The organism is Paragemmobacter amnigenus, from assembly GCF_009908265.2.
Taxonomy (GTDB): Bacteria; Pseudomonadota; Alphaproteobacteria; order Rhodobacterales; family Rhodobacteraceae; genus Paragemmobacter; species Paragemmobacter amnigenus.
In genome coordinates, this window is record NZ_JAAATX020000007.1 from 70,818 (window position 1) to 90,894 (window position 20,077).

Genomic DNA, 20,077 nt, shown 5'->3' on the forward strand with positions numbered 1-20,077 from the left:
GATGCCCGTCGTTCCGGACATTCTGGCGTCCTGGCGCAGGCCGCGCGCGGTGATCGCGCGCAAGCTGGCCGACGGGGTGCGCGAGGATCGGGCGATTGCCACCGTGATGGGGGCGTGCGGGCTGATCTTCGTGGCGCAATGGCCCGGACTGGCGCGCGAGGCGCATCTGACGCGCATCGCGGCCGAGATGGCGGGAACGCCGCTGGATCAGGTGCCGAGCCTGCAGGCGCTGATGGGGGCGCGGCTGCTGGCGCTGGTCTTCATCGCGCCCTTGGTCTTTTACGCGCTGGCGGCGGCGAGCCATCTGGTGGCACGGCTGTTCGGGGGCAGGGGGACCGGCTTTGGCGCGCGAATGGCGCTGTTCTGGGCGCTGTTCTGCACCACGCCTGCGATCCTGTTGCAGGGGCTGGTCGGCGGGTTTCTGGGCGCGGGGGCGGCGGCCACGGTGGTGGGGCTGATGGTGCTGGCGCTGTTTCTGTATCTGTGGGTCAACATGCTGATCGAGGCGGAGAGACATGCAGCTGACGGTCGGTAATCTGGCGGGACTGGTGCGGCTGACGCTGGGCGATCCGCGGCTGGCGGCGCGGGCGGTGATGGCGCAACCGCTGCCGGTGCAGGCGCGCTGGGGGGCGCTGATCCTGACCGCGGTGCTGTCGGCCTTTCTGATGCAGGCGGTGACCGCGCTTTTGCCGCCGCTGCCGGGGCCAGATGGCGAGGCGGTGACGCCCATCGGCCCCGCGATCTGGGCGGGGATGGTGGCGTCGGGAATGGTGATGACGGTGCTGCTGGTCCATCACGTCGGGCGCTGGCGGGGCGGGTCGGGCCAACTGGGCGATGCGGTGCTGCTGGTCGCGTGGTTGCAGTTCATCCAGTTGCTGACGGTGCTGTTGCAGATCGTGGTCATGCTGGTGCTGCCCTTTGCGGCGCCGCTGGTCGAGATCGGGGGCGTGCTGCTGTTCCTGTGGTTGCTGGTGCATTTCGTGGCCGAGCTGCACGGGTTCCGGTCGATCGGGCTGGTGTTTCTGGGGGTGGTCGTCACCTTCGTCGCGGCGGTGTTCACGCTGTCCGCGCTGCTGCTGATGCTGGGGGTGGGGCTGTGAGCTTTGACGTCGAAAAGGTCCGCGCCGACTTTCCGATCCTCGCGCGGCAGGTGAACGGCAAGCCGCTGGTCTATCTGGACAACGGGGCGAGCGCGCAGAAGCCGCGCGCGGTGATCGAGGCGGTCACGCAGGCCTATTCGATGGAATATGCCAATGTGCACAGGGGTTTGCATTACCTGTCGAACCTTGCGACCGAGAAATACGAGGCCGTTCGGGGCATCGTCGGGCGGTTTTTGAACGCCGACCCCGAGGAGATCGTCTTCAATTCCGGCACGACCGAGGGGATCAATCTGGTCTCTTACGCCTGGGCCGCGCCGCGGTTGCAGGCCGGCGACGAGATCGTTCTGTCGATCATGGAGCATCACGCCAATATCGTGCCGTGGCATTTCCTGCGCGAGCGGCAGGGGGTGGTGCTGAAATGGGTGGAGTGTGACGCGAAGGGCGATCTGGACCCGCAGGCGGTGATCGATGCGATCGGGCCGCGCACGAAGCTGGTCGCCGTGACGCATATGTCCAACGTGCTGGGCACGGTGGTGGATGTGGCGGCGATCTGTGCGGGGGCGCGGGAGAAGGGCGTGCCGGTGCTGGTGGACGGGTCGCAGGCATCGGTGCACATGCCCGTGGATGTGCAGGCCATCGGCTGCGATTTCTATGCGATCACGGGGCACAAGCTCTATGGGCCGTCGGGATCGGGCGCGATCTTCATCAAGGCCGCGCGGATGGCGGAGATGCGCCCCTTCATCGGCGGGGGCGACATGATCCGCGAGGTGGGGCGCGATGCCGTGACCTATAACGACCCGCCGATGAAGTTCGAGGCGGGCACGCCGTCCATCGTGGCGCAGATCGGGTTGGGTGTGGCGCTGGAGTATATGATGGGTCTTGGGATGGCGAATATCGCCGCCCATGAGCGGGCCTTGCGCGACTATGCGCGGGCGCGTCTGGCGGGGCTCAACTGGTTGAGCGTGCAGGGGAATTCCGACACGAAGGGGGCGATCTTTTCCTTCACCATGGCGGGGGCGGCGCATGCCCATGACATCTCGACCATCCTTGACAAGCGGGGGGTTGCGGTGCGGGCGGGGACGCATTGCGCCATGCCGTTGATGGAGCATATGGGCGTCGGCGCCACCTGCCGCGCGTCCTTTGGCCTGTACAATACCAAGGCCGAGGTGGATGCGCTGGTCTCGGCGCTGGAGCTGGCGAACGAACTTTTCAACGGCTGATCGGGGCAGGGGGCGGATAGGCGGTTGCATCCCCCCCGGCTTTTCGGTAATCGGACGCTACAGCGCACCCATAGCTCAGCTGGATAGAGTGTTGCCCTCCGAAGGCAAAGGTCGCACGTTCGAATCGTGCTGGGTGCGCCAGATTTCCCCTTAATAGGACCGCAGTTCCGTCTGGACCACGCGGCGCAGGTCAAGCGGGTCTTCGCCTGCGAGACGGCGCAGGAGCAGGTCGGCCAGCGCATGGCCCACACTGTGGCGGGCGTAGAAGGACGTGGTCAGCGGCAGGCCCAGATAGGCGCCGAGATTGGTGGCGGCGCGCAGGGTGAAGCCGCGGGTCGCGGGGGAGAGGCCGGTATCGCGCAGGCCCGCGAGGGTGCCGAAGAGGAAAATCTCGTTCGAGCAGACGAAGCTGTCGGGGGTGGTGTCGGCCAAGGATGCGGCCACGGCGCGGCGGATGGCGGCGGCATCGGTCGGGCAGTGCAGGACGAGGGCGGGGTCGAAGGGAATGTCGGCCTCGGCCAGGGCGTTGCGGTAGCCCGTGAGGCGTTCGCTGGCAAAGTTCAGGGCGGGCGATGCCTCGACAAGCATGGGGCGGCGGTAGCCGCGTGCAAGGAGCGAGGCGGTGCCCTGATGGGCGGCGTGGATGTTGTCGATTTCGAAATAGGGATGGGTGGCGTCGGGTCCGGTCCGGCCGAAGGTGACGAAGGGCAGGTTCAGCCGTTCGAGCAGGGCGACGCGGGGGTCGTCGGGTTCGATATGGTCGATGATGACGCCGTCGGCGGGGTTGTCGCGCAGGATGGCGGCAAGGCGGGCGGGGCTGCGGTCGTCGATATGGATGGGCAGGCTGTGCAGGATGTAATCGGTGCCCGCAAGTCGCGACTGCATGCCCGAGAGCAGGCCCGAGGTGCCGGGATCGCCGACCTCGGCATCGTCGGAGGAGCCGAGGAGCGCGAGCAGCGTCATGGTGCGTCCTGTCCGCAGGCGCAGGCCGTCGCGGTTGCGGACATAGCCCAGTTGCTGCGCCGTGGCGCGGACACGTGCGACGGTCTGCGGGCTGATCTTGTGGCCATCGCGGAGCGAGCGTGCGACGGTCGTGACGGACAGTCCCAGCCGCGCGGCGATCTGTTTCAGGGTTGCGGGTTTGGTTGGCAGGCTGTCCATCAGGCGACCGGTAGGGGAAGGGCAATCGTACCGGGCCGGAGCCTGCGGCAGTGGGTAACGTGGGTGCGGAAATTCAATTATCAATATGGGAGAAAGGACCCATACGTTATACGCATAATCAATATTATGTAATATACGACATGCAGCAGAGGCGTTCTGGCCTTGCACCAGACTTTGCGCTAGAAGCGGCGCAACGCCAACCCCTGCTGGATATCCGGAGCCTGACATGGCCTTTTCCCGCGCGATCAAGATCGCCCCTTCGATCCTTTCTGCCGACTTTGCCAATTTCGGCGCCGAGTGCCGCGCGATCGAGGATCAGGGCGCGGATTGGGTGCATGTGGATGTGATGGACGGGCATTTCGTGCCGAACCTGACCTTTGGCCCCGCGATGTGCGCGGCCATCCGGCCGCATATCAGGGGCGTGATGGATGTCCATCTGATGATCGCGCCGGTCGATCCCTATATCGAGGCCTATGCCAAGGCCGGTGCCGATGTGATCACCGCGCATCTGGAGGCCGGACCGCACATCCACCGCACGCTGCAAGCCATCCGGAACGAAGGGAAAAAGGCGGGTCTTGCGCTGAACCCCGGCACTGGGATCGATGCGGTGGCGCATCTTTTGGACATGGTCGACCTGATCTGCGTGATGACGGTCAATCCGGGCTTTGGCGGGCAGAAATTCATTCATTCCCAAGTGGATAAGGTGCGTTCCTTGCGCGCCATGATCGGTGACCGGCCCATCCATATCGAGATCGACGGTGGCGTGACGGTGGAAACCGCGCCGCTGGTTGCGGCGGCGGGGGCGGATGTGCTGGTGGCGGGGTCGGCCGTGTTCAAGGGCGGGTCGGTGGCCAATCCTGCGCCCTATGGCGAGAATATCCGCGCGATCCGCAAGGCGGCAGAGGCGGCGCTGTAGGACCGCGCCACCCTGCCCCGTTTCAGACCACGGCCGCCTCGGCGAAGGAACGGCCTTCGATCATGCGTTCGACCGAGAGGTCGGACAGATCGAGCGTCTGCCAGTTTCCGGTAAGGATGTGTTCGGCCAGACCCCGCCCCACGGCGGGCGACTGTTGCAGGCCGTGGCCTGAAAAGCCGTTGACGAGGTAGAGGTTCGGCAGGGCCGGATGCGGTCCGAGGACGGCGTTCTGGTCCAGCACGTTATAGGCATAGTGGCCGACCCAGTGGCGGATCACCTTGACCGCGTCGAAGCCCGGCGCGCGGTGCCAGAGGGCGGGCCAGATCACCTCTTCCCACAGGTGCAGGTCGGGGTCGAAATCATCGGCATCGCAGGGGCCGTCATCGGCGGGCACGGTGGCGGTGATCCATTGCTGGTGTTCGGGCCTGATCCAGTAGTCGCGGTCGATCATCAGGGGCGCCGAGGGGATGCGGGCATTGGGCGCGTCGATGACGAAGACGGTGCGCTTGCGCGGTTCGATGGCGATGTCGAGGCCCGCCATGCGCAGGATCTGCGCGGCGCGGGGGCCTGCGGCGTTGACGGCGACGGGGGTTGCGACGTGCCCCCCCTGCCCCAGCGTGACCCCCGTGATGCGGCCGGATTCGACGGTCAGGCCGGTGACGGTGCCGGTGACGAAGCGCGCGCCCTGCGCCCGGGCGGCGGCGCGGAAGCCGTTGAGAAGGCCCATATTGTCGAAGAAACCTTCGTCTCGCGGGCCGAAGCTGGCACCGGTCAGGTCTTGGGTATTGAGCCACGGAAAGCGGGCGGCGGTCTGTTCGGGTGTCCAGATTTCGGTCGCGGCGCCGTGGTCGCGTTGCAGGGCGGCGAGGTCGGTGAGGGTTTGCAGCCCCTCGGCCGTGCGGGTGAGGAAGAGATAGCCGTTTTCGCGCAAGGACAGGTCGGGGATGCCGACGTCATGGCCGAGATGCGACTGGAAGTTCTTGATGAACTGGATGCCGAAGCGCGAGATTTCGACATTCACGGGGTTGGAGAATTGCTGCCGGATGCCTGCCGCGGCCAGCGCGGTGGAGGCACGGGCGAAGGTGGGGTCGCGTTCGACGACCAGCACGTCCAGGCCGGGCTGCAGTCTGGTCAGCCAGAAGGCGACGGAGGCCCCCATGACCGCACCGCCGATCACCACCACGTCAGCCTTCATGATCCGTTAACTCCGTTGCGACTCGGTCGCCTTTCTCTCGACAGGCGGGCCAGTGATTGGTTAGACAGGATGCGGGGCAAGGACAACCCGCGGCGGGGGACTGGCGCGGGTCACTGGGGATACAGAACGTGAGCGAGGTTCTTCCTCTGCTGGCGCGGATTGCCGAGGCGACGACGGTCGGTCAGGTCTGGGATACCGCGACGGCGTTTTTCGCGGGTCTCGGGTTTGGCCGCGTCAATTATGGCTATACGCGCTTTCTGAATGACCGCTCCATCGGCAGCCCCGAGGATGTGGTGTTCCTGACCACGGCCGATGCGGAATATGCGCGGCGCTATTTCTCGGGCGGGCTTTATGCGCGCACGCCGGTCTTTCACTGGGCGCAGCGCAATACGGGTGGCTGCACCTGGGCCTGGGTGAAGGGCGCGATGGAGCGGGGCGAGCTGAGCGAGGACGAGGTGGCGGCGGTCCGGCAGAATCTGGCCATGGGGATTTCGGCGGGGATCACGGTCAGCTTTCCCGAGACATCGACGCGGGCCAAGGGGGCGCTCGGGTTGATCGCGGATCCCGGGATGGATCACGCGGCGGTGGAGGCGATCTGGTCGGCGCGGCGGGACGAGATCATGGCGGTGGCCAATATGATGCATCTGAAGATCGTCCACCTGCCCGGCACCAGCCGCGGGCGGCAGCTGACCCAGCGCCAGCGCGAGGCGCTGGAATGGGTGGCGGATGGCAAGACGATGCAGGATATCGCGGTGCTGATGGATGTGTCGCCCGCGATGGTGGAAAAGCACCTGCGTCTGGCGCGCGAGGCGCTGGATGTGGAAACCACCGCGCAGGCCGTGGCGAAGGCGGCGCTGCTGAACCTGATTTTCCAGAAGGATGAGGGGGTTGGCCAAGACGCCAAGCCTGCGGCCGCCGCAAGGTAGGGAATCCCCTACTTTGCTTACCTTACGTTAACGGGTGATATGCCCCCACGTTCCGAGAGTGGTGGCTTCGGCCAGGAACGGCAGGCAGGGTGAACGGCGCGATTTCCACCGCATCTTGCCTGCAAGACCGTCTTTCCCCCGGAGGGGCGGTCCTCCCTGTCGTCGGACCGGCGGAAATTTCCCGCCGCCGGGTCGGCAAAGTTCGGTGTCCGCTGCCGAATCCCCACGGTATGGCACCTTGTGACGCGGTGCAGTCGAAAGACTGCACCGTTTTTCTTTGCGCCATATCCCCGCGCCTGTGGCGGCTGAAAAGGAAAAGGCCCGCCCCTTTCGGGACGGGCCTTTGTCCTGGCAGGAAGCGGGGATCAGCCCTGAAGCGCCTTGGCGACTTCGGCGGCGAAATCCTCTTCCTTCTTCTCGATGCCTTCGCCGACGGCCATGCGGACGAAGCCCACGACTTCGACGCCCGCATCCTTGGCGGCCTGCGCCACGGTGATGTCGGGGTTGATGACGAACTTCTGGTTCAGCAGCGTCGATTCCTCGAAGAACTTCTTCATCCGGCCCGGGATGATGTTGTTCTGGATCACGGCTTCGGGCTTCGGCTTGGCCGAGGCCGCGTTTTCTTCCAGCGCCTTGGCGGTCTGCACGGCGAGTTCGCGGGCGACGACTTCGGGGTCCATGTCGGCTTCGGACAGCGAGACCGGCGAGGTCGCGGCGATGTGCATCGCGATCTGCTTGCCGATGCCGTTGTCGGCACCCTTCAGCGCCACGAGCACGCCGATGCGGCCGAGGCCGTCGGCAGCGGCGGTGTGGACATAGGCCGCGACCGCGTCACCGGCGACCGAGGCCATGCGGCGCAGGGTCATGTTTTCCCCGATGGTGACGATGGCGTCGGTGAGCGAGGCTTCGACGGTCTTGCCGTTCAGCGCGGCACCCTTGAGCGCCTCGAGGTCCGACACGCCGAGGGCGGCGGTGGTGATGCCGCGGACGAGCGCCTGGAAGTCGGCGTTCTTGCCGACGAAGTCGGTTTCCGAGTTCACCTCGACAGCCACGCCCTTGCCGCCCGAGACGGCCACGCCCACCAGACCTTCGGCGGCGACGCGGTCGGCCTTTTTCGCGGCCTTGGCCAGACCCTTGGTGCGCAGCCAGTCGACGGCGGCTTCCATGTCGCCGTTGGTCTCGGTCAGCGCCTTCTTGGCATCCATCATCCCTGCGCCGGTCGAATCGCGCAGTTCCTTCACCATGCTTGCGGTGATCGTCATGTCAGACTCCTGAAATTCGAGAATGGCCCGGGAGGTATACCCCCCGGGCAAATCGCCGGTAACGGCGGGGATCAGGCTTCGGCGACGGCTTCTTCTTCCGGCGCGGTTTCCAGCGCGCCGAGGTCGATGCCGGCGGCGCCGAGCTGTGCGGACATGCCGTCAAGCGCCGCGCGGGCGACGAGGTCGCAGTAGAGCGCGATGGCGCGCGCCGCGTCGTCGTTGCCGGGGATCACGTAGTCCACGCCCTTGGGCGAGCAGTTGGTGTCGACCACGGCCACGACCGGGATGCCGAGCTTCTGCGCCTCGAGGATGGCGAGGTCTTCCTTGCCCACGTCGATGATGAAGATCAGGTCCGGGGTGCCGCCCATCTCACGTATGCCGCCCAGCGAGGCCTGAAGCTTGGCCTGCTCGCGTTCCATGTTCAGACGCTCTTTCTTCGTCAGGCCTTCGGCGCCATGGGCCATCAGCTCGTCGATCTGCTTCAGGCGCTGGATCGATTGCGAGACGGTTTTCCAGTTGGTCAGGGTGCCACCGAGCCAGCGGTGGTTCATGTAGAACTGGGCGCACTTTTCGGCGGCTTCGGCGATCGGCTTCTGGGCCTGACGCTTGGTGCCGACGAAGAGGATGCGGCCGTTCTTGGCGACGGTGTCGCGCACGACCTTCAGCGCCTGTTCCAGCATCGGAACGGTCTGCGTCAGGTCGATGATGTGGATGCCGTTGCGGTCCCCGTAGATGTATTCGCCCATCTTGGGGTTCCAGCGTGCGGTCTGGTGGCCGTAGTGGACGCCAGCTTCAAGCAGCTGACGCATGGAGAACTCGGGAAGAGCCATGTCCTATTCCTTTCCGGTTTAGCCCTTGGCGCGACTGCTTCACCCCTTGCGGGGCAACCGGCGGACCGGACGGGATTTCTCCCCGCCGAGCCCAAGCCGCGCCTGTGAAGTGCGCGTGCCTTTAGGGGGTTTTGGCGGGATGTGCAAGTGGGGTCTGGGATTTGCGGGGATGCAGGCGGGGTGGGGGCAGAAATCCGCAATGGTTTTTGCCGGTTGCCTCGAAGAAGAGTGCCGCTCAGCGGGCGAGGAGGAGCCAGTGGAAAAAGGCGGGCTGCCAGTGGATGTCTCCCTGTGCGGGGCGTCGTGCCTGTTCGGTGAAGCCCGCGCTGCGGTAGAGCGACAGGGCGGGGGCGTTGTCGGAACCGGTGATGAGGGCCTGCGGCCCCTGCCCCGCCTGCGCGAGCAGGAGGCGGGCAAAGCCGCGGCGGCGGAAGGCGGGAAAGACGGCGATGGCGTTGATGTAGAGCGCGCCGCGCGGGGCGAGGTTTTCGAGATCGACCAGCGGGCGGGCCGTGGCGGGCAGGTCGGCGGCGGGAAGCGGGTCGGGCGGCAGGGGCCAGCACATCACCATTCCGGCGGGATCGCCCGCTTCGGTCAGGATGCGGGTATTGCGGTAGCTGAACCCGCCCGCCTCGCGCTGTGCGCGGGCGATGGCGAAGGCGTGGAGGTCCTGCCCCGCGGGCACCAGCGCGGCCCAGAGCGCGCGGGCCATGCCGTGGCTGGCCATGTCCATCAGCGCCACGATGGTGGCGGCGTCATCCTTGGTGGCGGGGCGCAGGTCAGGCATGGGCCTTGGTGTGGCACGATGCGGGACGGGTTGAAAGCCCCTGCCCTTCGCCTCTAGATGGGCGGCATGAGCGCGACACCCGACATCCTCTGCATCGGTTCGGTCCTGTGGGACATCATCGGGCGTTCCGCCATCGTCATGCGGCAGGGGTCGGACGTGCCGGGGCGGATCACGCGGCTGCCGGGCGGGGTGGCGATGAACATCGCCATGACGCTGGCGCGGCTGGGGCTGCGGCCTGCGGTGCTGACGGCCGTCGGGCGGGATGCGGCGGGGGACGAGCTGGTGGCGGCCTGCGACCGGCTGGGCGTCGAGACGGGCTTTGCCTATCGGTCCGACGATCTGCCGACGGACCAGTATATGGCGGTGGAGGGGGCGAACGGGTTGATCGCCGCCGTGGCGGATGCCCATTCGCTGGAGGCGGCGGGGGACAAGATCCTGCGGCCGCTGGCGGACGGCACGCTGGGGTCGGCGGGCGACCCGTGGCGGGGGCTGATCGCGCTGGACGGAAACCTGACGGTGCAGTTGCTTGCCGAAGTCGCGGCCTCGCCGCTGTTTGCCGGGGCGGATCTGCGGGTTGCGCCCGCCTCGCCGGGCAAGGCAGAGCGGCTGGTGCCGCTGATGGGGCATCCGGGGGCGACGCTTTACGTCAATCTGGAGGAGGCGGGGCTGATCGCGCGCGAGGTCTTTGCCGATGCGGGGGCGGCGGCAGAGGGGCTTCTGGCGCGGGGGGCGGCCCGGGTGCTGGTCACCGATGGCGGGCGGGCCTGTGCCGAGGGGACGCGCGGCGCGGGCGTGATCGTGGATGCACCGCCCAAGGTGATGGTGACGCGGGTGACAGGGGCGGGCGATACCTTCATGGCCGCCCATATCGTGGCCGAGCGGCGCGGGGCGGACCGGCGGGCGGCGCTGGCCGCGGCGATCCGTGCGGCGGCGACCTATGTCAGCGGGGAGATGCCGTCATGAGCAGCCGGTTCGCGCGGATGACATGGCTGAACCCGCCGGAAGAGGCGATGGAGATGGCCGGGGGGATCGAGGTCGTCACCGGCGAGAGGACGGATTTCTGGCGCGAGACCTTTTACGGCTTCGTCCGGGACAACGGGCATTTCCTGTGGGAGGCCGTGCATGGCGACTTTACCGCCGAAGTCACCATCGCGGGGAAGTACCGCGCGCTTTACGATCAGGCGGGGCTGATGATGCTGCTGTCGGACCAGCACTGGATCAAGTGCGGGGTCGAGGTGAATGACGGGGTGCCGGTGTTTTCCACCGTGGTGACGAACCTGCGGTCGGATTGGGCGACGATGCCTCTGCCCTTTGATCCCGCGCGGGTGCGGCTGCGGCTGTCGCGACATGGCGATGCGGTGCGGGTGGATGTGGCGCGGCCCGAGGGCGGCTGGCTGCTGGCGCGGCTGGGCTATCTGCCGGCGGGGTTGCCGGCCAAGGTGGGGATCATGGCCTGTTCGCCCGAGCGGGCGCGGTTCCGCGTGCAATTTTCGGATTATCGCTGCGGTCCCGCCATTGCGCGCGACCTGCATAATGGAGAATGAGATGGATGTTCTGACCTTTGCGCCCGACGTGGCGCGCGCGCTGAAGGATGGCGCGCCGGTGGTGGCGCTGGAATCGACGATCATCACGCACGGGATGCCGTTCCCTCAGAATGTCGAAACCGCGCGGGCGGTGGAGGCCGAGGTGCGCGCGCAGGGTGCGGTGCCTGCGACCATGGCGGTGATGGGCGGGCGCATCCATGTGGGCCTGACCGAGGGCGAGCTGGATGCGCTGGGTCAGGCGAAGGATGTCGCCAAGATTTCGCGCGCGGATATCGCGGCCTGCATCGCCTCGGGGCGGACGGGGGCGACGACGGTGGCAGCGACGATGATCTGCGCGCGGCTGGCGGGGATACCGGTCTTTGCCACGGGCGGGATCGGCGGCGTGCATCGCGGGGCGGAGACGAGTTTCGACATCAGCGCCGACCTGCCCGAGCTGGCGCAGACGGCGGTGACGGTGGTTGCGGCGGGGGCGAAGGCCATTCTGGACCTGCCCAAGACGCTGGAATGGCTGGAGACGGCGGGGGTGCCGGTGATCGCCTATGGTCAGGACCAGTTCCCCGCCTTCTGGTCGCGGGAGTCGGGGCTGAAAGCGCCCTTGCGGATGGACAGCGCCGATCAGATCGCGGCGGCGGCGCGGATGCGGGCTGCGCTGGGGCTGCCGGGCGGGCAGCTTGTGGCCAATCCGATCCCCGTGGAGGCCGAGATTTCGCGGGCCGAGATCATGCCGGTGGTCGAGGCCGCGCTGGCCGAGGCGGCGGCGCAGGGGATCGCGGCCAAGGCGGTGACGCCCTTCCTGTTGCAGCGCATCTTCGAACTGACCGAGGGGCGGTCGCTAGAGGCCAATATCGCCCTTGTGATGAACAATGCCCGTCTGGGCGCGGCGATTGCGGGGGCGATGGCGCGGGGGGCGTGAATCCTTGGGTTGTGCGGTGGGCTTTCGGTTCCTAGATTGGCCCCAACAGGGGAACCGGAACAATGAGTGACATCACGCCGCCGAAGCGGAGCCTTCTGGGCGCGCTGCGGGCGAGTTTTCTGACGGGGCTGGTCGTCGTGCTGCCGACCGGATTGACGCTGTGGCTGATCTGGTCGGTCGTGGGCTGGCTGGACGGGTGGATATTGCCGCTGATCCCCGCCGCCTATCAGCCCGAGGCGATCGTCCACCGCCTGTTCGGACCCGAGGCGAATTTCCCCCTGCGCGGTGTGGGTGTGGCGGTGTTTCTGGTCTTTACCGTGCTGGTGGGCTGGATGGCGCGGGGATTCATCGGGCGGTCGCTGATGCGGCAGGCCGAGGTTCTGGTGGACCGCGTGCCGGTGGTGCGGTCGGTCTATGGCGGGTTGAAGCAGATCACCGAGACGGTTTTCGCGCAGAAGGAAAAGACCTTCGACCGGACCTGTCTGGTGGAATTCCCGCGCAAGGGCGCATGGGCGGTGGGTCTGGTCGCGTCATCGCCCAAGGGCGAGATCGCGGCGAAGCTGCCCGGGGACGAGATGATCGCGGTCTTCGTCGCGCTGACGCCGCTGACATCCGGTGTGCTGATCTATGTGCCGCGGGCGGATGTGGTGTTTCTGGACATGAAGCCGGACGAGGCGGCCAAGCTCGTGGTATCGGGCGGGCTGGTCTATCCGGCGGTGAAGGAGGCGGTCGCGGTCAAGTGACCGGGGGCCGGGTCAGGGCTTGGCGATCTTGACGATATTGGCGAGCCCCTCGTAAGGCGCGTCGCGGACGATCTCTTCGACCGTGCGGGCGGGTGCCTTGGGGCGGGTGTCGCGGTAGGCAAGAACCGAAAAAGCCGCTGCGCCGATGCTTCCACCCGCCACGATGGTGGCGATGAGTGTTTCGATTGCGATCGGGGTTTCGAACATCAGGCCACTCCCTACCGGTCTACGGGATCAAGGTAGTAAGTTTGGCAGACATTTCCACCTCAATTACGGTTCGATTTGGGAGGATCGGCAGAGTCTGGCCGGATATCCGCGAGGGTTTTCAGAAGATCGCCTGCAAGATCACCGTTCCGTTTTGCCGCCGAACGGCGCGAGGCGTTGCGAAGTCTGAGCCATGTGATCAGACCAAGCGTGGCTGTCCCGATCAGCACGGCCGGAACCGCAACGACTGGCGACAGGGTTCCGGTCAAGGTGCTGCCAAGGGCCAGCACGACGAGGCTTCCGGTAAAGCCCTGCATCCAAGGGCCAACTGCGCTGTCCCGTCCCGCCAGCCCTTCGCTGTTCGACAGGTTCTGGGTTGCAAAGGTGCGGAGGCGGTCGGACAGCACCACGCGCAGGTCGGGGTCGTTGGCCTGTCGCAGCGCCATGAGGAGGGTGCTCCGCTCTTGCGGGGTCTGGCAGACCGCTTCGATGAGCTGGGTCAATTCGGCTTCGTCGACCTCTTCGCGCAGGGAAATCTTCTGCACGAGGGCGACAAGCGCCGTGGCTGCGCTGCGCGGAAGGTCCTTGGCCAAGGCGGCACCTGTGTCACTCGTTACTTGCACCTGCGCCGGTGGTCTGGCGCAGGTGTATCGTGGCCTGCGGGCGCCGTGGCGTCCAGCCGGTATGGGATCAGAGCGCGGTCCAGCCGCCGTCGACGCTGATCGTGGTGCCGGTGACCTGATCGGCGGCGGGGGAGCAGAGATAGACGGTGGTGCCGCCGATCTGTTCCACGGTGGCGAACTGGCGCGAGGGCTGGCGGGTGAGCATCACTTCGCGGATCACGGTGTCGCGGTCCATGTTGTGGACCTTCATCTGGTCGGGGATCTGCGCCTCGACCAGCGGGGTCAGGACATAGCCGGGGCAGATGGCGTTGCAGGTGATCCCCTGCCCCGCCGTTTCCAGCGCGGTGGTCTTGGACAGGCCCACCACGCCGTGCTTGGCGGCGATATAGGCGGATTTGTAGGGGCTGGCCGTCAGGCCATGGGCCGAGGCGATGTTGACGATGCGGCCCCAGCCGCGGGCACGCATGCCGGGAAGCGCCGCGGCGGTGGTGTGGAAGGCAGACGACAGGTTGATCGCGATGATGCGGTCCCATTGCGCCACGGGGAATTCGTCGATGGGGGCCACATGCTGGATGCCTGCGTTGTTCACGAGGATGTCGCAGCCCCCTGCCCGTTCCACCAGCGCGCGGCAGGCGGCACCGTCGGCCATGTCGGCGGCGATGTAGCGGGCGGTGATGCCATGTTCTGCCCCGATGCGGGCGGCCAGCGCGTGGTCCTCGGGGCGGTCGGTGAAGCTGTTGAGCACGATGTCCGCACCGGCCCGCGCCAGTTCAATTGCCACACCCAGACCGATGCCCGAATTCGAGCCGGTGATGACGGCGGTCTTGCCCTTCAGGATCATGGTTGCCCCCTTTGCTGCACCTGCAAAGGTTTGTCATGCGGCGGCTGCGAAATCCACCGTCAGGGGAGCGTGGCGCATAAAAAAACGCCGGCGCGAGGCCGGCGTTCAGTTATTGAGGCAGGTTTCATACAGGCAAGAAACCTATCGAGCAGTGCCCCTTATATACGCGCCCTGTTGCCGGTATCCAAGCTAAAAGTTTGAAATGGCAGGCAAGCGCGCTTAGGGTCGCGCACAAGGAAAACAGGGCTCGAGGGGTCTGAGGTGATGCGACAGGGGTTCAGGACGGGTCTGCGGGGTTTGCTCGCGGTGGTTGCAAGCGTGGCGATTCCCGCTATGGCTGCGGGGGATACGCATGGCATAGCTATGTATGGCAAGCCTGCCCTCCCCCCTGATTTTGTGTCGTTGCCCTATGCCAACCCCGACGCGCCGAAGGGCGGAAAAATCGCCTTCGGGGAAAGCGGGGGGTTCGATTCGCTCAACCCGTTCATCGTGAACGGCATCGCTCCGGCGGGGATCACCAACCATACGATCGAGACGCTTCTGGGCCGGTCCTTCGACGAGCCCTTCTCGCTTTACGGGCTTCTGGCCGAATCGGTTGTGACCGACGAGGACCGGACCTTCGTGGAATTCACCCTGCGGCCCGAGGCGCGATTCTCGGACGGGAGTCCCGTGACGGTGGAGGATGTGATCTGGTCCTTCGAGACGCTGGGGACCAAGGGGCAGCCGCGCTATGCGGCGGCCTATGGCAAGGTCGCGAAGGTGGAGAAGGTGGGAGAGCGCGGGGTCCGCTTTACCTTCAATACGGTGGACAGGGAGCTGCCGCTGATCCTGGGGCTGCGGCCGATCCTGAAACAGGCGCAGTGGGAGGGGAAGGATTTTACCGCCTCGACACTCGAGGCGCCCGTCGGGTCGGGGCCCTATGTGGTGGCGGAGTTCGAGCCGGGCAAGTTCATCACCTATCGCAAGAATCCCGACTGGTGGGGGGCGGAGCTGCCCTTCAACCGCGGGCAGCATAATCTGGACGAGATCCGCTATGACTATTTCGGGGATGCGGGCGTGGTGTTCGAGGCCTTCAAGGCGGGCGAGATCACGAGCTGGCGCGAGACGAACCCCGTGAAATGGGAGCAGCAATACGACTTTCCCGCCTTGGCGGCGGGGGATGTCGTGAAGTCGGTCATCCCGCACAGCCGCCCTTCGGGGATCGAGGGTTTCGTGATGAACACGCGAAAGCCCATCTTCGCCGACTGGCGGGTGCGCGAGGCGCTGATCACGGCCTTCAACTTCGAACTGGTGAACAAGACGCTGAACGGGGGCATCCCGCCGCGCATCCAGAGCTATTTCTCGAACTCGCCGCTGGGCATGACGCCCGGCGCGCCGGCCGAGGGGAAGGTTGCAGACCTGCTGGCGCCTTTCGCGGACAGCCTGCTGCCCGGCGCGCTGGAGGGGTATGCCCTGCCCGCGGGCGACGGGACCGAGGCCAACCGCAAGGCGATCCGCACCGCGACGGACCTGCTGGAGCAGGCGGGGTGGACGGTGCAGGACGGGGTTCTGAAGAACGACAAGGGAGAGCCCTTTGCCTTTGACATCCTGATCACCAACGGGGCGGATGACATCATCGGGGCGGCCACGATCTATGTCGAGGGGTTGAAGCGGCTGGGGATCGAGGCGCGGGTGGTGACGGTGGATTCCGCGCAGTACAAGGAACGGACGACGAATTACGACTTTGACATGACCCATTATGTGCGGTCGCTGTCGCTGTCGCCGGGCAATGAACAGACGCTGTACTGGGGGTCGGCGGGCGTGACGGAGCCGGGGACGCGCAACTGGATGGGGATGAATTCCCCCGCGGCCGAGGCGATGATTGCGACCATGGTGGCGTCGAAGAACCCCGACGATTTCGTCGCGGCGGTGCAGGCGCTGGACCGCGTGCTGACGAGCGGGCGCTATGTTATCCCGATCTGGTATTCGGATGTGTCGCGCCTCGCCCATCGCAAGGAGCTGAAATATCCGGAGCGGCTGCCGCTCTACGGGGATTGGCCGGGCTTCCAGCCCGAGGTCTGGTGGTATCAGGAATGAGGACAGGCATGAGGAAGATGGGTCTTCTGGGCGCGCTGCTGGCGGCGCTGGCAGGGTGCGCGACGGTCGAGGGCGCGGGGCAGGATATCAGCGCGGGCGCGCGGGCGGTGGGCAACCTGTTCGACTAGCGGAACCTGTCGGCGGCGCGGGGGGTTCCGACCGGAGAACCGGAAGGAGGCCCAGATGCGCGCCGAAGAGATCATCGCGACCCATCCCGATGTGCAGGGCAAGGTTGCCCAGAACCTGATCGCGGCCATTGCCGAATGCCTGAGCTGTGCACAGGTCTGCACATCCTGTGCGGATGCCTGTCTGGCCGAGGACCATATGGAGCGGATGCGCCAGTGCATCCGGCTTTGTCTGGATTGCGCCGATGTCTGCGTGGCGACCGGACTGACGGCGACGCGGCGGACCGGATCGAACGAGGCGCTGATCGCCGAGATGCTGGCGGTCTGTGCCACGGCCTGCCGGTTGTGCGGGGATGAATGCGCGCGGCACGCCACGATGCACGAGCATTGCCGCATCTGCGCCGAGGCCTGTCTGGCCTGCGCGCAGGCCTGCCAGCGGGCGATCGGGGATGTGGGCGGCGGGCCGTCGGATGCGGTGGGGGACGAGGGGCCGCTGGGCGACAATGCGGATGCGCCGGTGTAGCGATTCCTGACGCAGAAATCGCGGCGGAATTTGACGCAAATTCCGCAGGGAACCCGAATTCTGCGCCAGAATTCGGCGCGAAATCTGCGCCAGATTTCGCGTTCAGGTGAGCGAGGTCACCCAGAGGATCGTCGCATCCTCTTCCGACAGGCTGATGACGTTGTGGCCCATGCTGGCGTCGTAATAGGCGCTGTCGCCGCGGCGCAGGTCCACGGGTTCGTAGAATTCGGTATAGAGCCGGATCGCGCCGGTCAGGACGTACAGGAATTCCTCTCCGTCGTGGCGGACCCAGCCTTCGAATTCCTCGAAATCGCGGGCGCGGATGCGGGCGCGGTAGGGCAGCATCTGTTTGCGCGTCAGCGCCCCGCCGAGCAGTTCGTGTTCATAAGTTGCGGTCGCGTGGGCCTGCCCTTCGCCCTGTTTCGTCACTGCCATGCGACCCGATACCTGTGCCTTGGACGGCGGCGTGAAAAGCTGCGGGACGCTGATCGCCAGACCTTCGGCCAGTTTCTTGAGCGCCTCGTAGGTGGGCGACATCTGGCCGTTCTCGATCTTCGACAGAGTCGAGCGGGCAAGACCCGCCTGTGTGGCGGCCTGTTCCAGCGTCCAGCCGCGCGCCTTGCGAAGGTCGCGGACCCGTTCGCCGAGGTTCAGGGGGGCGACATGGGGTTCGGACCCGTTCTCGCGGGCGATGCGGATGAGGGATTTCGGGTCTGATCCGGCCATGTCTGCCCCTTACTGTGTCGCGCCCATGCTTGCAACCGCGCGCTGCGGGTCTAGAAAGGCGGGATGCTGTCCGAGATCGACGATGGCCCCTGGCCGCCCTGCCCCGCGCCCTTCAACCTTGCCCGCCATGTGCTGGAGCGGTCGGCGGCGCGTTTTCCCGACCGGATGGCGCTGCAGATCGTCAGCCCCAAGGGGGCCGAGCGGTGGAGCTATGCGCGGCTGATGGCGGCGGTGCGGGGCTGCGGGACGGGGTTTCTGGCGCGGGGCTTGCGGCCCGGGGATCGCGTGTTGTTGCGGCTGGGGAACGAGGTGGCCTTTCCGGTGGCCTTTCTTGGCGCGGTGGCGGCGGGGCTGGTGCCGGTGCCGACCTCGGCCGCGCTGACGGTGGCGGAGGTCACGCGGATGGCCGCCGTGGTCGCGCCCGCGCTGGTCGTCGCGGGGGACGGCGTGGCGCTGCCCGATCCCCTGCCCTGCCCCGTGGTGACGGCGGCGGAGGCGCTGGGCTGGGAAGGGCTGGCGCCCTGCGACTGGGACATGGGCGATCCGGAGCGGCTGGCCTATGCGGTGTTCACGTCCGGCACGTCGGGGCGGGCGCAGGCGGTGGGGCATGCGCATCGGGCGATCTGGGCGCGGGGGATGATGCATCGCGGCTGGGAAGGGTTCGGCGAGGGGGACCGCGTGCTGCATGCGGGGGCGTTCAACTGGACCTATACGCTGGGGACGGGATTGATGGACCCGTGGACGGTGGGGGCGGTGGCGATGGTGCCTGCTGCGGGGGTGGAGGCGTCGGCGCTGCCATTGCTGTTGAAGCGCTTCGACGTGACGGTCTTTGCCGCCGCACCGGGGGTTTACCGGCAGATGTTGCGGGGGGCGATGCCTGCCCTGCCGAAGCTGCGGCACGGGCTGAGCGCGGGCGAGGCGATGGGGGCGGAGGTACGGGCCGCGTGGGAGGCCGCGACGGGGCGCGCGGTGCATGAGGCGTTGGGGATGACGGAGGTGTCGACCTATATCTCGGGCGCGCCCGACCGGCCGCAGGTGGCGGGGACGGCGGGATGGGTGCAGGCGGGGCGGCGCGTGGCCGTGCTGGGCGAGGATGGGTTACCCGTGCCGCGGGGCGCGGTGGGGGTGCTGGCGGTGCACCGGTCGGACCCGGGGCTGATGCTGGGCTATCTGGGGGATGAGGCGGGGACGGCGGCGCGGTATCGGGGGGAGTGGTTCGTTACCGGCGATCTGGCCGAGATGACGGCGGAGGGCGCCGTGATCTATCGGGGCCGCGCGGATGATCTGATGAATGCGGGAGGATTCCGCGTGTCGCCGCTGGAGGTGGAGGGGGTGATGGCCGCCTGTGCGGGCATCGTCGATTGCGCGGTGGCGGAGGTGGAGGTGAAGGCGGGTGTGCGGGTCATAGGCTGTTTCTATGTCAGCGATAACCCGATCCCCGAGGCCGATCTGCAAGCCCATGCCGGAGGCATCCTTGCGCGCTGGAAGCAGCCGAGGCTGTGGTGCCGGGTTGACGCCCTGCCCCGTTCGGCGAACAACAAGCTGAACCGTCGCGCCCTGCAGGGCCTGTTGCCGAAAGGGTGAGCCATGATCCGTCTTGATATCTTTTCCGACCCCGTCTGCCCCTGGTGCCTGATCGGCAAGACCAACCTTGACCGCGCGCTGGAAAGCCGCCCCGGGCATCCGTTCCGGATCGAGTGGCATCCCTTCCAGCTGAATCCCGACATGCCGAAGGAGGGCGTGGATCAGGTGGAGTATCTGGCGGGCAAGTTCGGTGGCAAGCAGCGGGCCATCCAGGCGATGTTGCAGGTGGCCGAGCATGCGAAGAAGGCCGGGGCCGAGATCGACATGGAGAAGGTGAAGCGCCTGCCCAACACGCTGGACGCGCATCGGCTGATCCATTGGGCGGGGATCGAGGGCAGGCAGACGCCGATGGTGGCGCGGCTGTTCCGCGCGCATTGGCGCGATGGCGAGGATATCGGGGACCATGCGACGCTGGCGCGGCTGGCGGGCGAGGTGGGGCTGGATGCGGCGGCGGTGGCGCGGCTGCTGGCGTCGGATGCCGATGCCGAGGATATCGCGGCGCGGGATTATGACGCGCGGAAGAAGGGGGTCAGCGCGGTGCCGACCTTCCTGATCGCGCAGCAATATGTCGTGCAGGGCGCGCAGCCGGTGGAGGTCTGGCAGCAGGTGATCGACGAGCTGGTGGAAAAGCTGGCGACCGAGGCTCGGACTGACGACGCGCCCCGGGCTTGACCCGGGGCCTCTTTTTCGACCGGCGCGTCCGCATCGACCGGAGGCCCCGGGTCAGGCCCGGGGCGGGGTCGGGCGGGGGCAACCGGTGCGCCCGCCTGTGCGCAAG

23 protein-coding genes and 1 tRNA gene are annotated in these 20,077 nt (G+C 67.0%); 15 read left to right on the forward strand and 9 right to left on the reverse strand.

What is annotated here, in order from left to right; translation table 11 throughout:
• Window position 1: 1 nt before the first annotated feature.
• From GU927_RS11060 to GU927_RS11075, 4 genes are all read left to right on the forward strand, one after another.
• Window positions 2-535, forward strand: coding sequence for a YIP1 family protein (locus GU927_RS11060; protein WP_161762514.1), 534 nt, complete (start codon window positions 2-4; stop codon window positions 533-535).
• The gene (locus tag GU927_RS11065) at window positions 516-1,100 is read left to right on the forward strand and encodes a YIP1 family protein (RefSeq protein WP_161762515.1); all 585 of its coding nucleotides are present in this window, start codon (window positions 516-518) and stop codon (window positions 1,098-1,100) included. The genes GU927_RS11060 and GU927_RS11065 overlap by 20 nt, the downstream gene beginning before the upstream one ends.
• Complete coding sequence (locus tag GU927_RS11070) at window positions 1,097-2,320, forward strand: cysteine desulfurase (RefSeq protein ID WP_161762516.1); 1,224 nt, start codon at window positions 1,097-1,099, stop codon at window positions 2,318-2,320. Before GU927_RS11065 ends, GU927_RS11070 begins: the two co-directional genes overlap by 4 nt.
• A 64-nt stretch (window positions 2,321-2,384) precedes the next feature.
• Window positions 2,385-2,461, forward strand: a tRNA-Arg gene (locus GU927_RS11075).
• Between the two features lie 9 nt (window positions 2,462-2,470).
• On the opposite strand, the gene GU927_RS11080 is transcribed toward GU927_RS11075, so the two are convergent.
• Window positions 2,471-3,481, reverse strand: coding sequence for a LacI family DNA-binding transcriptional regulator (locus GU927_RS11080; protein WP_161762517.1), 1,011 nt, complete (start codon window positions 3,479-3,481; stop codon window positions 2,471-2,473).
• A 226-nt stretch (window positions 3,482-3,707) separates the two neighbouring features.
• Between GU927_RS11080 and rpe the strand changes: the two genes are divergently transcribed.
• Window positions 3,708-4,397, forward strand: coding sequence for a ribulose-phosphate 3-epimerase (gene rpe, locus GU927_RS11085; protein ID WP_161762518.1), 690 nt, complete (start codon window positions 3,708-3,710; stop codon window positions 4,395-4,397).
• 22 nt (window positions 4,398-4,419) lie between these two features.
• Here the strand turns inward: rpe and GU927_RS11090 are convergent, their stop codons facing one another.
• Entirely contained in the window at window positions 4,420-5,592 is a 1,173-nt protein-coding gene (locus GU927_RS11090; RefSeq protein ID WP_161762519.1) for an NAD(P)/FAD-dependent oxidoreductase, read from the reverse strand.
• A gap of 128 nt (window positions 5,593-5,720) precedes the next feature.
• Here GU927_RS11090 and GU927_RS11095 point away from each other — a divergent pair, with 128 nt between their 5' ends.
• Complete coding sequence (locus GU927_RS11095) at window positions 5,721-6,518, forward strand: helix-turn-helix transcriptional regulator (protein WP_161762520.1); 798 nt, start codon at window positions 5,721-5,723, stop codon at window positions 6,516-6,518.
• 365 nt (window positions 6,519-6,883) lie between these two features.
• Here the strand turns inward: GU927_RS11095 and tsf are convergent, their stop codons facing one another.
• The 3 genes from tsf to GU927_RS11110 all read right to left on the reverse strand — a co-directional run bounded on the left by tsf (window position 6,884) and on the right by GU927_RS11110 (window position 9,397).
• A complete protein-coding gene (tsf, locus tag GU927_RS11100; protein WP_161762521.1) occupies window positions 6,884-7,780 on the reverse strand; it encodes a translation elongation factor Ts in 897 nt (298 codons plus the stop codon).
• 71 nt (window positions 7,781-7,851) lie between these two features.
• Entirely contained in the window at window positions 7,852-8,610 is a 759-nt protein-coding gene (rpsB, locus tag GU927_RS11105) for a 30S ribosomal protein S2 (RefSeq protein ID WP_161762522.1), read from the reverse strand.
• A 235-nt stretch (window positions 8,611-8,845) separates the two neighbouring features.
• Entirely contained in the window at window positions 8,846-9,397 is a 552-nt protein-coding gene (locus GU927_RS11110) for a GNAT family N-acetyltransferase (protein WP_161762523.1), read from the reverse strand.
• Window positions 9,398-9,463: 66 nt separating this feature from the next.
• On the opposite strand from GU927_RS11110, the gene GU927_RS11115 reads away from it, so the two are divergent.
• The 4 genes from GU927_RS11115 to GU927_RS11130 all read left to right on the forward strand — a co-directional run bounded on the left by GU927_RS11115 (window position 9,464) and on the right by GU927_RS11130 (window position 12,597).
• A complete protein-coding gene (locus GU927_RS11115) occupies window positions 9,464-10,360 on the forward strand; it encodes a PfkB family carbohydrate kinase (protein ID WP_161762524.1) in 897 nt (298 codons plus the stop codon).
• A complete protein-coding gene (locus GU927_RS11120; RefSeq protein ID WP_161762525.1) occupies window positions 10,357-10,941 on the forward strand; it encodes a DUF1349 domain-containing protein in 585 nt (194 codons plus the stop codon). Before GU927_RS11115 ends, GU927_RS11120 begins: the two co-directional genes overlap by 4 nt.
• A 1-nt stretch (window position 10,942) precedes the next feature.
• The gene (locus GU927_RS11125) at window positions 10,943-11,854 is read left to right on the forward strand and encodes a pseudouridine-5'-phosphate glycosidase (RefSeq protein ID WP_217765597.1); all 912 of its coding nucleotides are present in this window, start codon (window positions 10,943-10,945) and stop codon (window positions 11,852-11,854) included.
• Between the two features lie 62 nt (window positions 11,855-11,916).
• Window positions 11,917-12,597, forward strand: coding sequence for a DUF502 domain-containing protein (locus GU927_RS11130; protein WP_161762526.1), 681 nt, complete (start codon window positions 11,917-11,919; stop codon window positions 12,595-12,597).
• Between the two features lie 12 nt (window positions 12,598-12,609).
• Here the strand turns inward: GU927_RS11130 and GU927_RS11135 are convergent, their stop codons facing one another.
• The 3 genes from GU927_RS11135 to GU927_RS11145 all read right to left on the reverse strand — a co-directional run bounded on the left by GU927_RS11135 (window position 12,610) and on the right by GU927_RS11145 (window position 14,265).
• Complete coding sequence (locus GU927_RS11135) at window positions 12,610-12,804, reverse strand: hypothetical protein (protein WP_161762527.1); 195 nt, start codon at window positions 12,802-12,804, stop codon at window positions 12,610-12,612.
• Between the two features lie 59 nt (window positions 12,805-12,863).
• The gene (locus tag GU927_RS11140) at window positions 12,864-13,394 is read right to left on the reverse strand and encodes a hypothetical protein (protein WP_161762528.1); all 531 of its coding nucleotides are present in this window, start codon (window positions 13,392-13,394) and stop codon (window positions 12,864-12,866) included.
• A gap of 97 nt (window positions 13,395-13,491) precedes the next feature.
• Window positions 13,492-14,265 carry a 3-hydroxybutyrate dehydrogenase gene (locus GU927_RS11145; protein WP_161762529.1) on the reverse strand — a complete coding sequence of 258 codons (774 nt, stop codon included), beginning with the start codon at window positions 14,263-14,265 and terminating at the stop codon, window positions 13,492-13,494.
• A 264-nt stretch (window positions 14,266-14,529) separates the two neighbouring features.
• Between GU927_RS11145 and GU927_RS11150 the strand changes: the two genes are divergently transcribed.
• From GU927_RS11150 to GU927_RS11160, 3 genes are read left to right on the forward strand one after another with little or no spacing between them, the layout of a single operon-like run.
• Window positions 14,530-16,341, forward strand: coding sequence for an extracellular solute-binding protein (locus GU927_RS11150; RefSeq protein ID WP_161762530.1), 1,812 nt, complete (start codon window positions 14,530-14,532; stop codon window positions 16,339-16,341).
• A gap of 8 nt (window positions 16,342-16,349) precedes the next feature.
• On the forward strand, window positions 16,350-16,469 hold the full coding sequence (locus tag GU927_RS11155) for an entericidin EcnA/B family protein (protein ID WP_161762531.1): 120 nt from the start codon (window positions 16,350-16,352) through the stop codon (window positions 16,467-16,469).
• Window positions 16,470-16,524: 55 nt separating this feature from the next.
• Window positions 16,525-16,989, forward strand: coding sequence for a four-helix bundle copper-binding protein (locus tag GU927_RS11160; protein ID WP_217765598.1), 465 nt, complete (start codon window positions 16,525-16,527; stop codon window positions 16,987-16,989).
• 102 nt (window positions 16,990-17,091) lie between these two features.
• Here the strand turns inward: GU927_RS11160 and GU927_RS11165 are convergent, their stop codons facing one another.
• On the reverse strand, window positions 17,092-17,715 hold the full coding sequence (locus tag GU927_RS11165; protein ID WP_161762532.1) for a helix-turn-helix domain-containing protein: 624 nt from the start codon (window positions 17,713-17,715) through the stop codon (window positions 17,092-17,094).
• A gap of 63 nt (window positions 17,716-17,778) precedes the next feature.
• Between GU927_RS11165 and GU927_RS11170 the strand changes: the two genes are divergently transcribed.
• Both GU927_RS11170 and GU927_RS11175 read left to right on the forward strand, forming a co-directional pair.
• On the forward strand, window positions 17,779-19,299 hold the full coding sequence (locus tag GU927_RS11170; protein ID WP_161762533.1) for a class I adenylate-forming enzyme family protein: 1,521 nt from the start codon (window positions 17,779-17,781) through the stop codon (window positions 19,297-19,299).
• A gap of 3 nt (window positions 19,300-19,302) precedes the next feature.
• The gene (locus GU927_RS11175; protein ID WP_161762534.1) at window positions 19,303-19,971 is read left to right on the forward strand and encodes a DsbA family oxidoreductase; all 669 of its coding nucleotides are present in this window, start codon (window positions 19,303-19,305) and stop codon (window positions 19,969-19,971) included.
• Window positions 19,972-20,077 lie beyond the last annotated feature (106 nt).

Excerpts from the sequence above, each read along its gene's own strand:
- GU927_RS11165 (WP_161762532.1), bottom strand. The coding sequence starts at position 17,715 with ATGGCCGGATCAGACCCGAAATCCCTCATCCGCATCGCCCGCGAGAAC.
- GU927_RS11115 (WP_161762524.1), top strand. The coding sequence starts at position 9,464 with ATGAGCGCGACACCCGACATCCTCTGCATCGGTTCGGTCCTGTGGGAC.
- GU927_RS11125 (WP_217765597.1), top strand. The coding sequence starts at position 10,943 with ATGGATGTTCTGACCTTTGCGCCCGACGTGGCGCGCGCGCTGAAGGAT.
- GU927_RS11135 (WP_161762527.1), bottom strand. The coding sequence starts at position 12,804 with ATGTTCGAAACCCCGATCGCAATCGAAACACTCATCGCCACCATCGTG.
- GU927_RS11065 (WP_161762515.1), top strand. The coding sequence starts at position 516 with ATGCAGCTGACGGTCGGTAATCTGGCGGGACTGGTGCGGCTGACGCTG.
- GU927_RS11155 (WP_161762531.1), top strand. The coding sequence starts at position 16,350 with ATGAGGAAGATGGGTCTTCTGGGCGCGCTGCTGGCGGCGCTGGCAGGG.
- GU927_RS11175 (WP_161762534.1), top strand. The coding sequence starts at position 19,303 with ATGATCCGTCTTGATATCTTTTCCGACCCCGTCTGCCCCTGGTGCCTG.
- tsf (WP_161762521.1), bottom strand. The coding sequence starts at position 7,780 with ATGACGATCACCGCAAGCATGGTGAAGGAACTGCGCGATTCGACCGGC.
- GU927_RS11130 (WP_161762526.1), top strand. The coding sequence starts at position 11,917 with ATGAGTGACATCACGCCGCCGAAGCGGAGCCTTCTGGGCGCGCTGCGG.
- GU927_RS11110 (WP_161762523.1), bottom strand. The coding sequence starts at position 9,397 with ATGCCTGACCTGCGCCCCGCCACCAAGGATGACGCCGCCACCATCGTG.
- GU927_RS11080 (WP_161762517.1), bottom strand. The coding sequence starts at position 3,481 with ATGGACAGCCTGCCAACCAAACCCGCAACCCTGAAACAGATCGCCGCG.
- GU927_RS11145 (WP_161762529.1), bottom strand. The coding sequence starts at position 14,265 with ATGATCCTGAAGGGCAAGACCGCCGTCATCACCGGCTCGAATTCGGGC.
- GU927_RS11060 (WP_161762514.1), top strand. The coding sequence starts at position 2 with ATGCCCGTCGTTCCGGACATTCTGGCGTCCTGGCGCAGGCCGCGCGCG.
- rpe (WP_161762518.1), top strand. The coding sequence starts at position 3,708 with ATGGCCTTTTCCCGCGCGATCAAGATCGCCCCTTCGATCCTTTCTGCC.
- GU927_RS11090 (WP_161762519.1), bottom strand. The coding sequence starts at position 5,592 with ATGAAGGCTGACGTGGTGGTGATCGGCGGTGCGGTCATGGGGGCCTCC.
- GU927_RS11160 (WP_217765598.1), top strand. The coding sequence starts at position 16,525 with ATGCGCGCCGAAGAGATCATCGCGACCCATCCCGATGTGCAGGGCAAG.
- rpsB (WP_161762522.1), bottom strand. The coding sequence starts at position 8,610 with ATGGCTCTTCCCGAGTTCTCCATGCGTCAGCTGCTTGAAGCTGGCGTC.
- GU927_RS11170 (WP_161762533.1), top strand. The coding sequence starts at position 17,779 with ATGCTGTCCGAGATCGACGATGGCCCCTGGCCGCCCTGCCCCGCGCCC.
- GU927_RS11150 (WP_161762530.1), top strand. The coding sequence starts at position 14,530 with ATGCGACAGGGGTTCAGGACGGGTCTGCGGGGTTTGCTCGCGGTGGTT.
- GU927_RS11120 (WP_161762525.1), top strand. The coding sequence starts at position 10,357 with ATGAGCAGCCGGTTCGCGCGGATGACATGGCTGAACCCGCCGGAAGAG.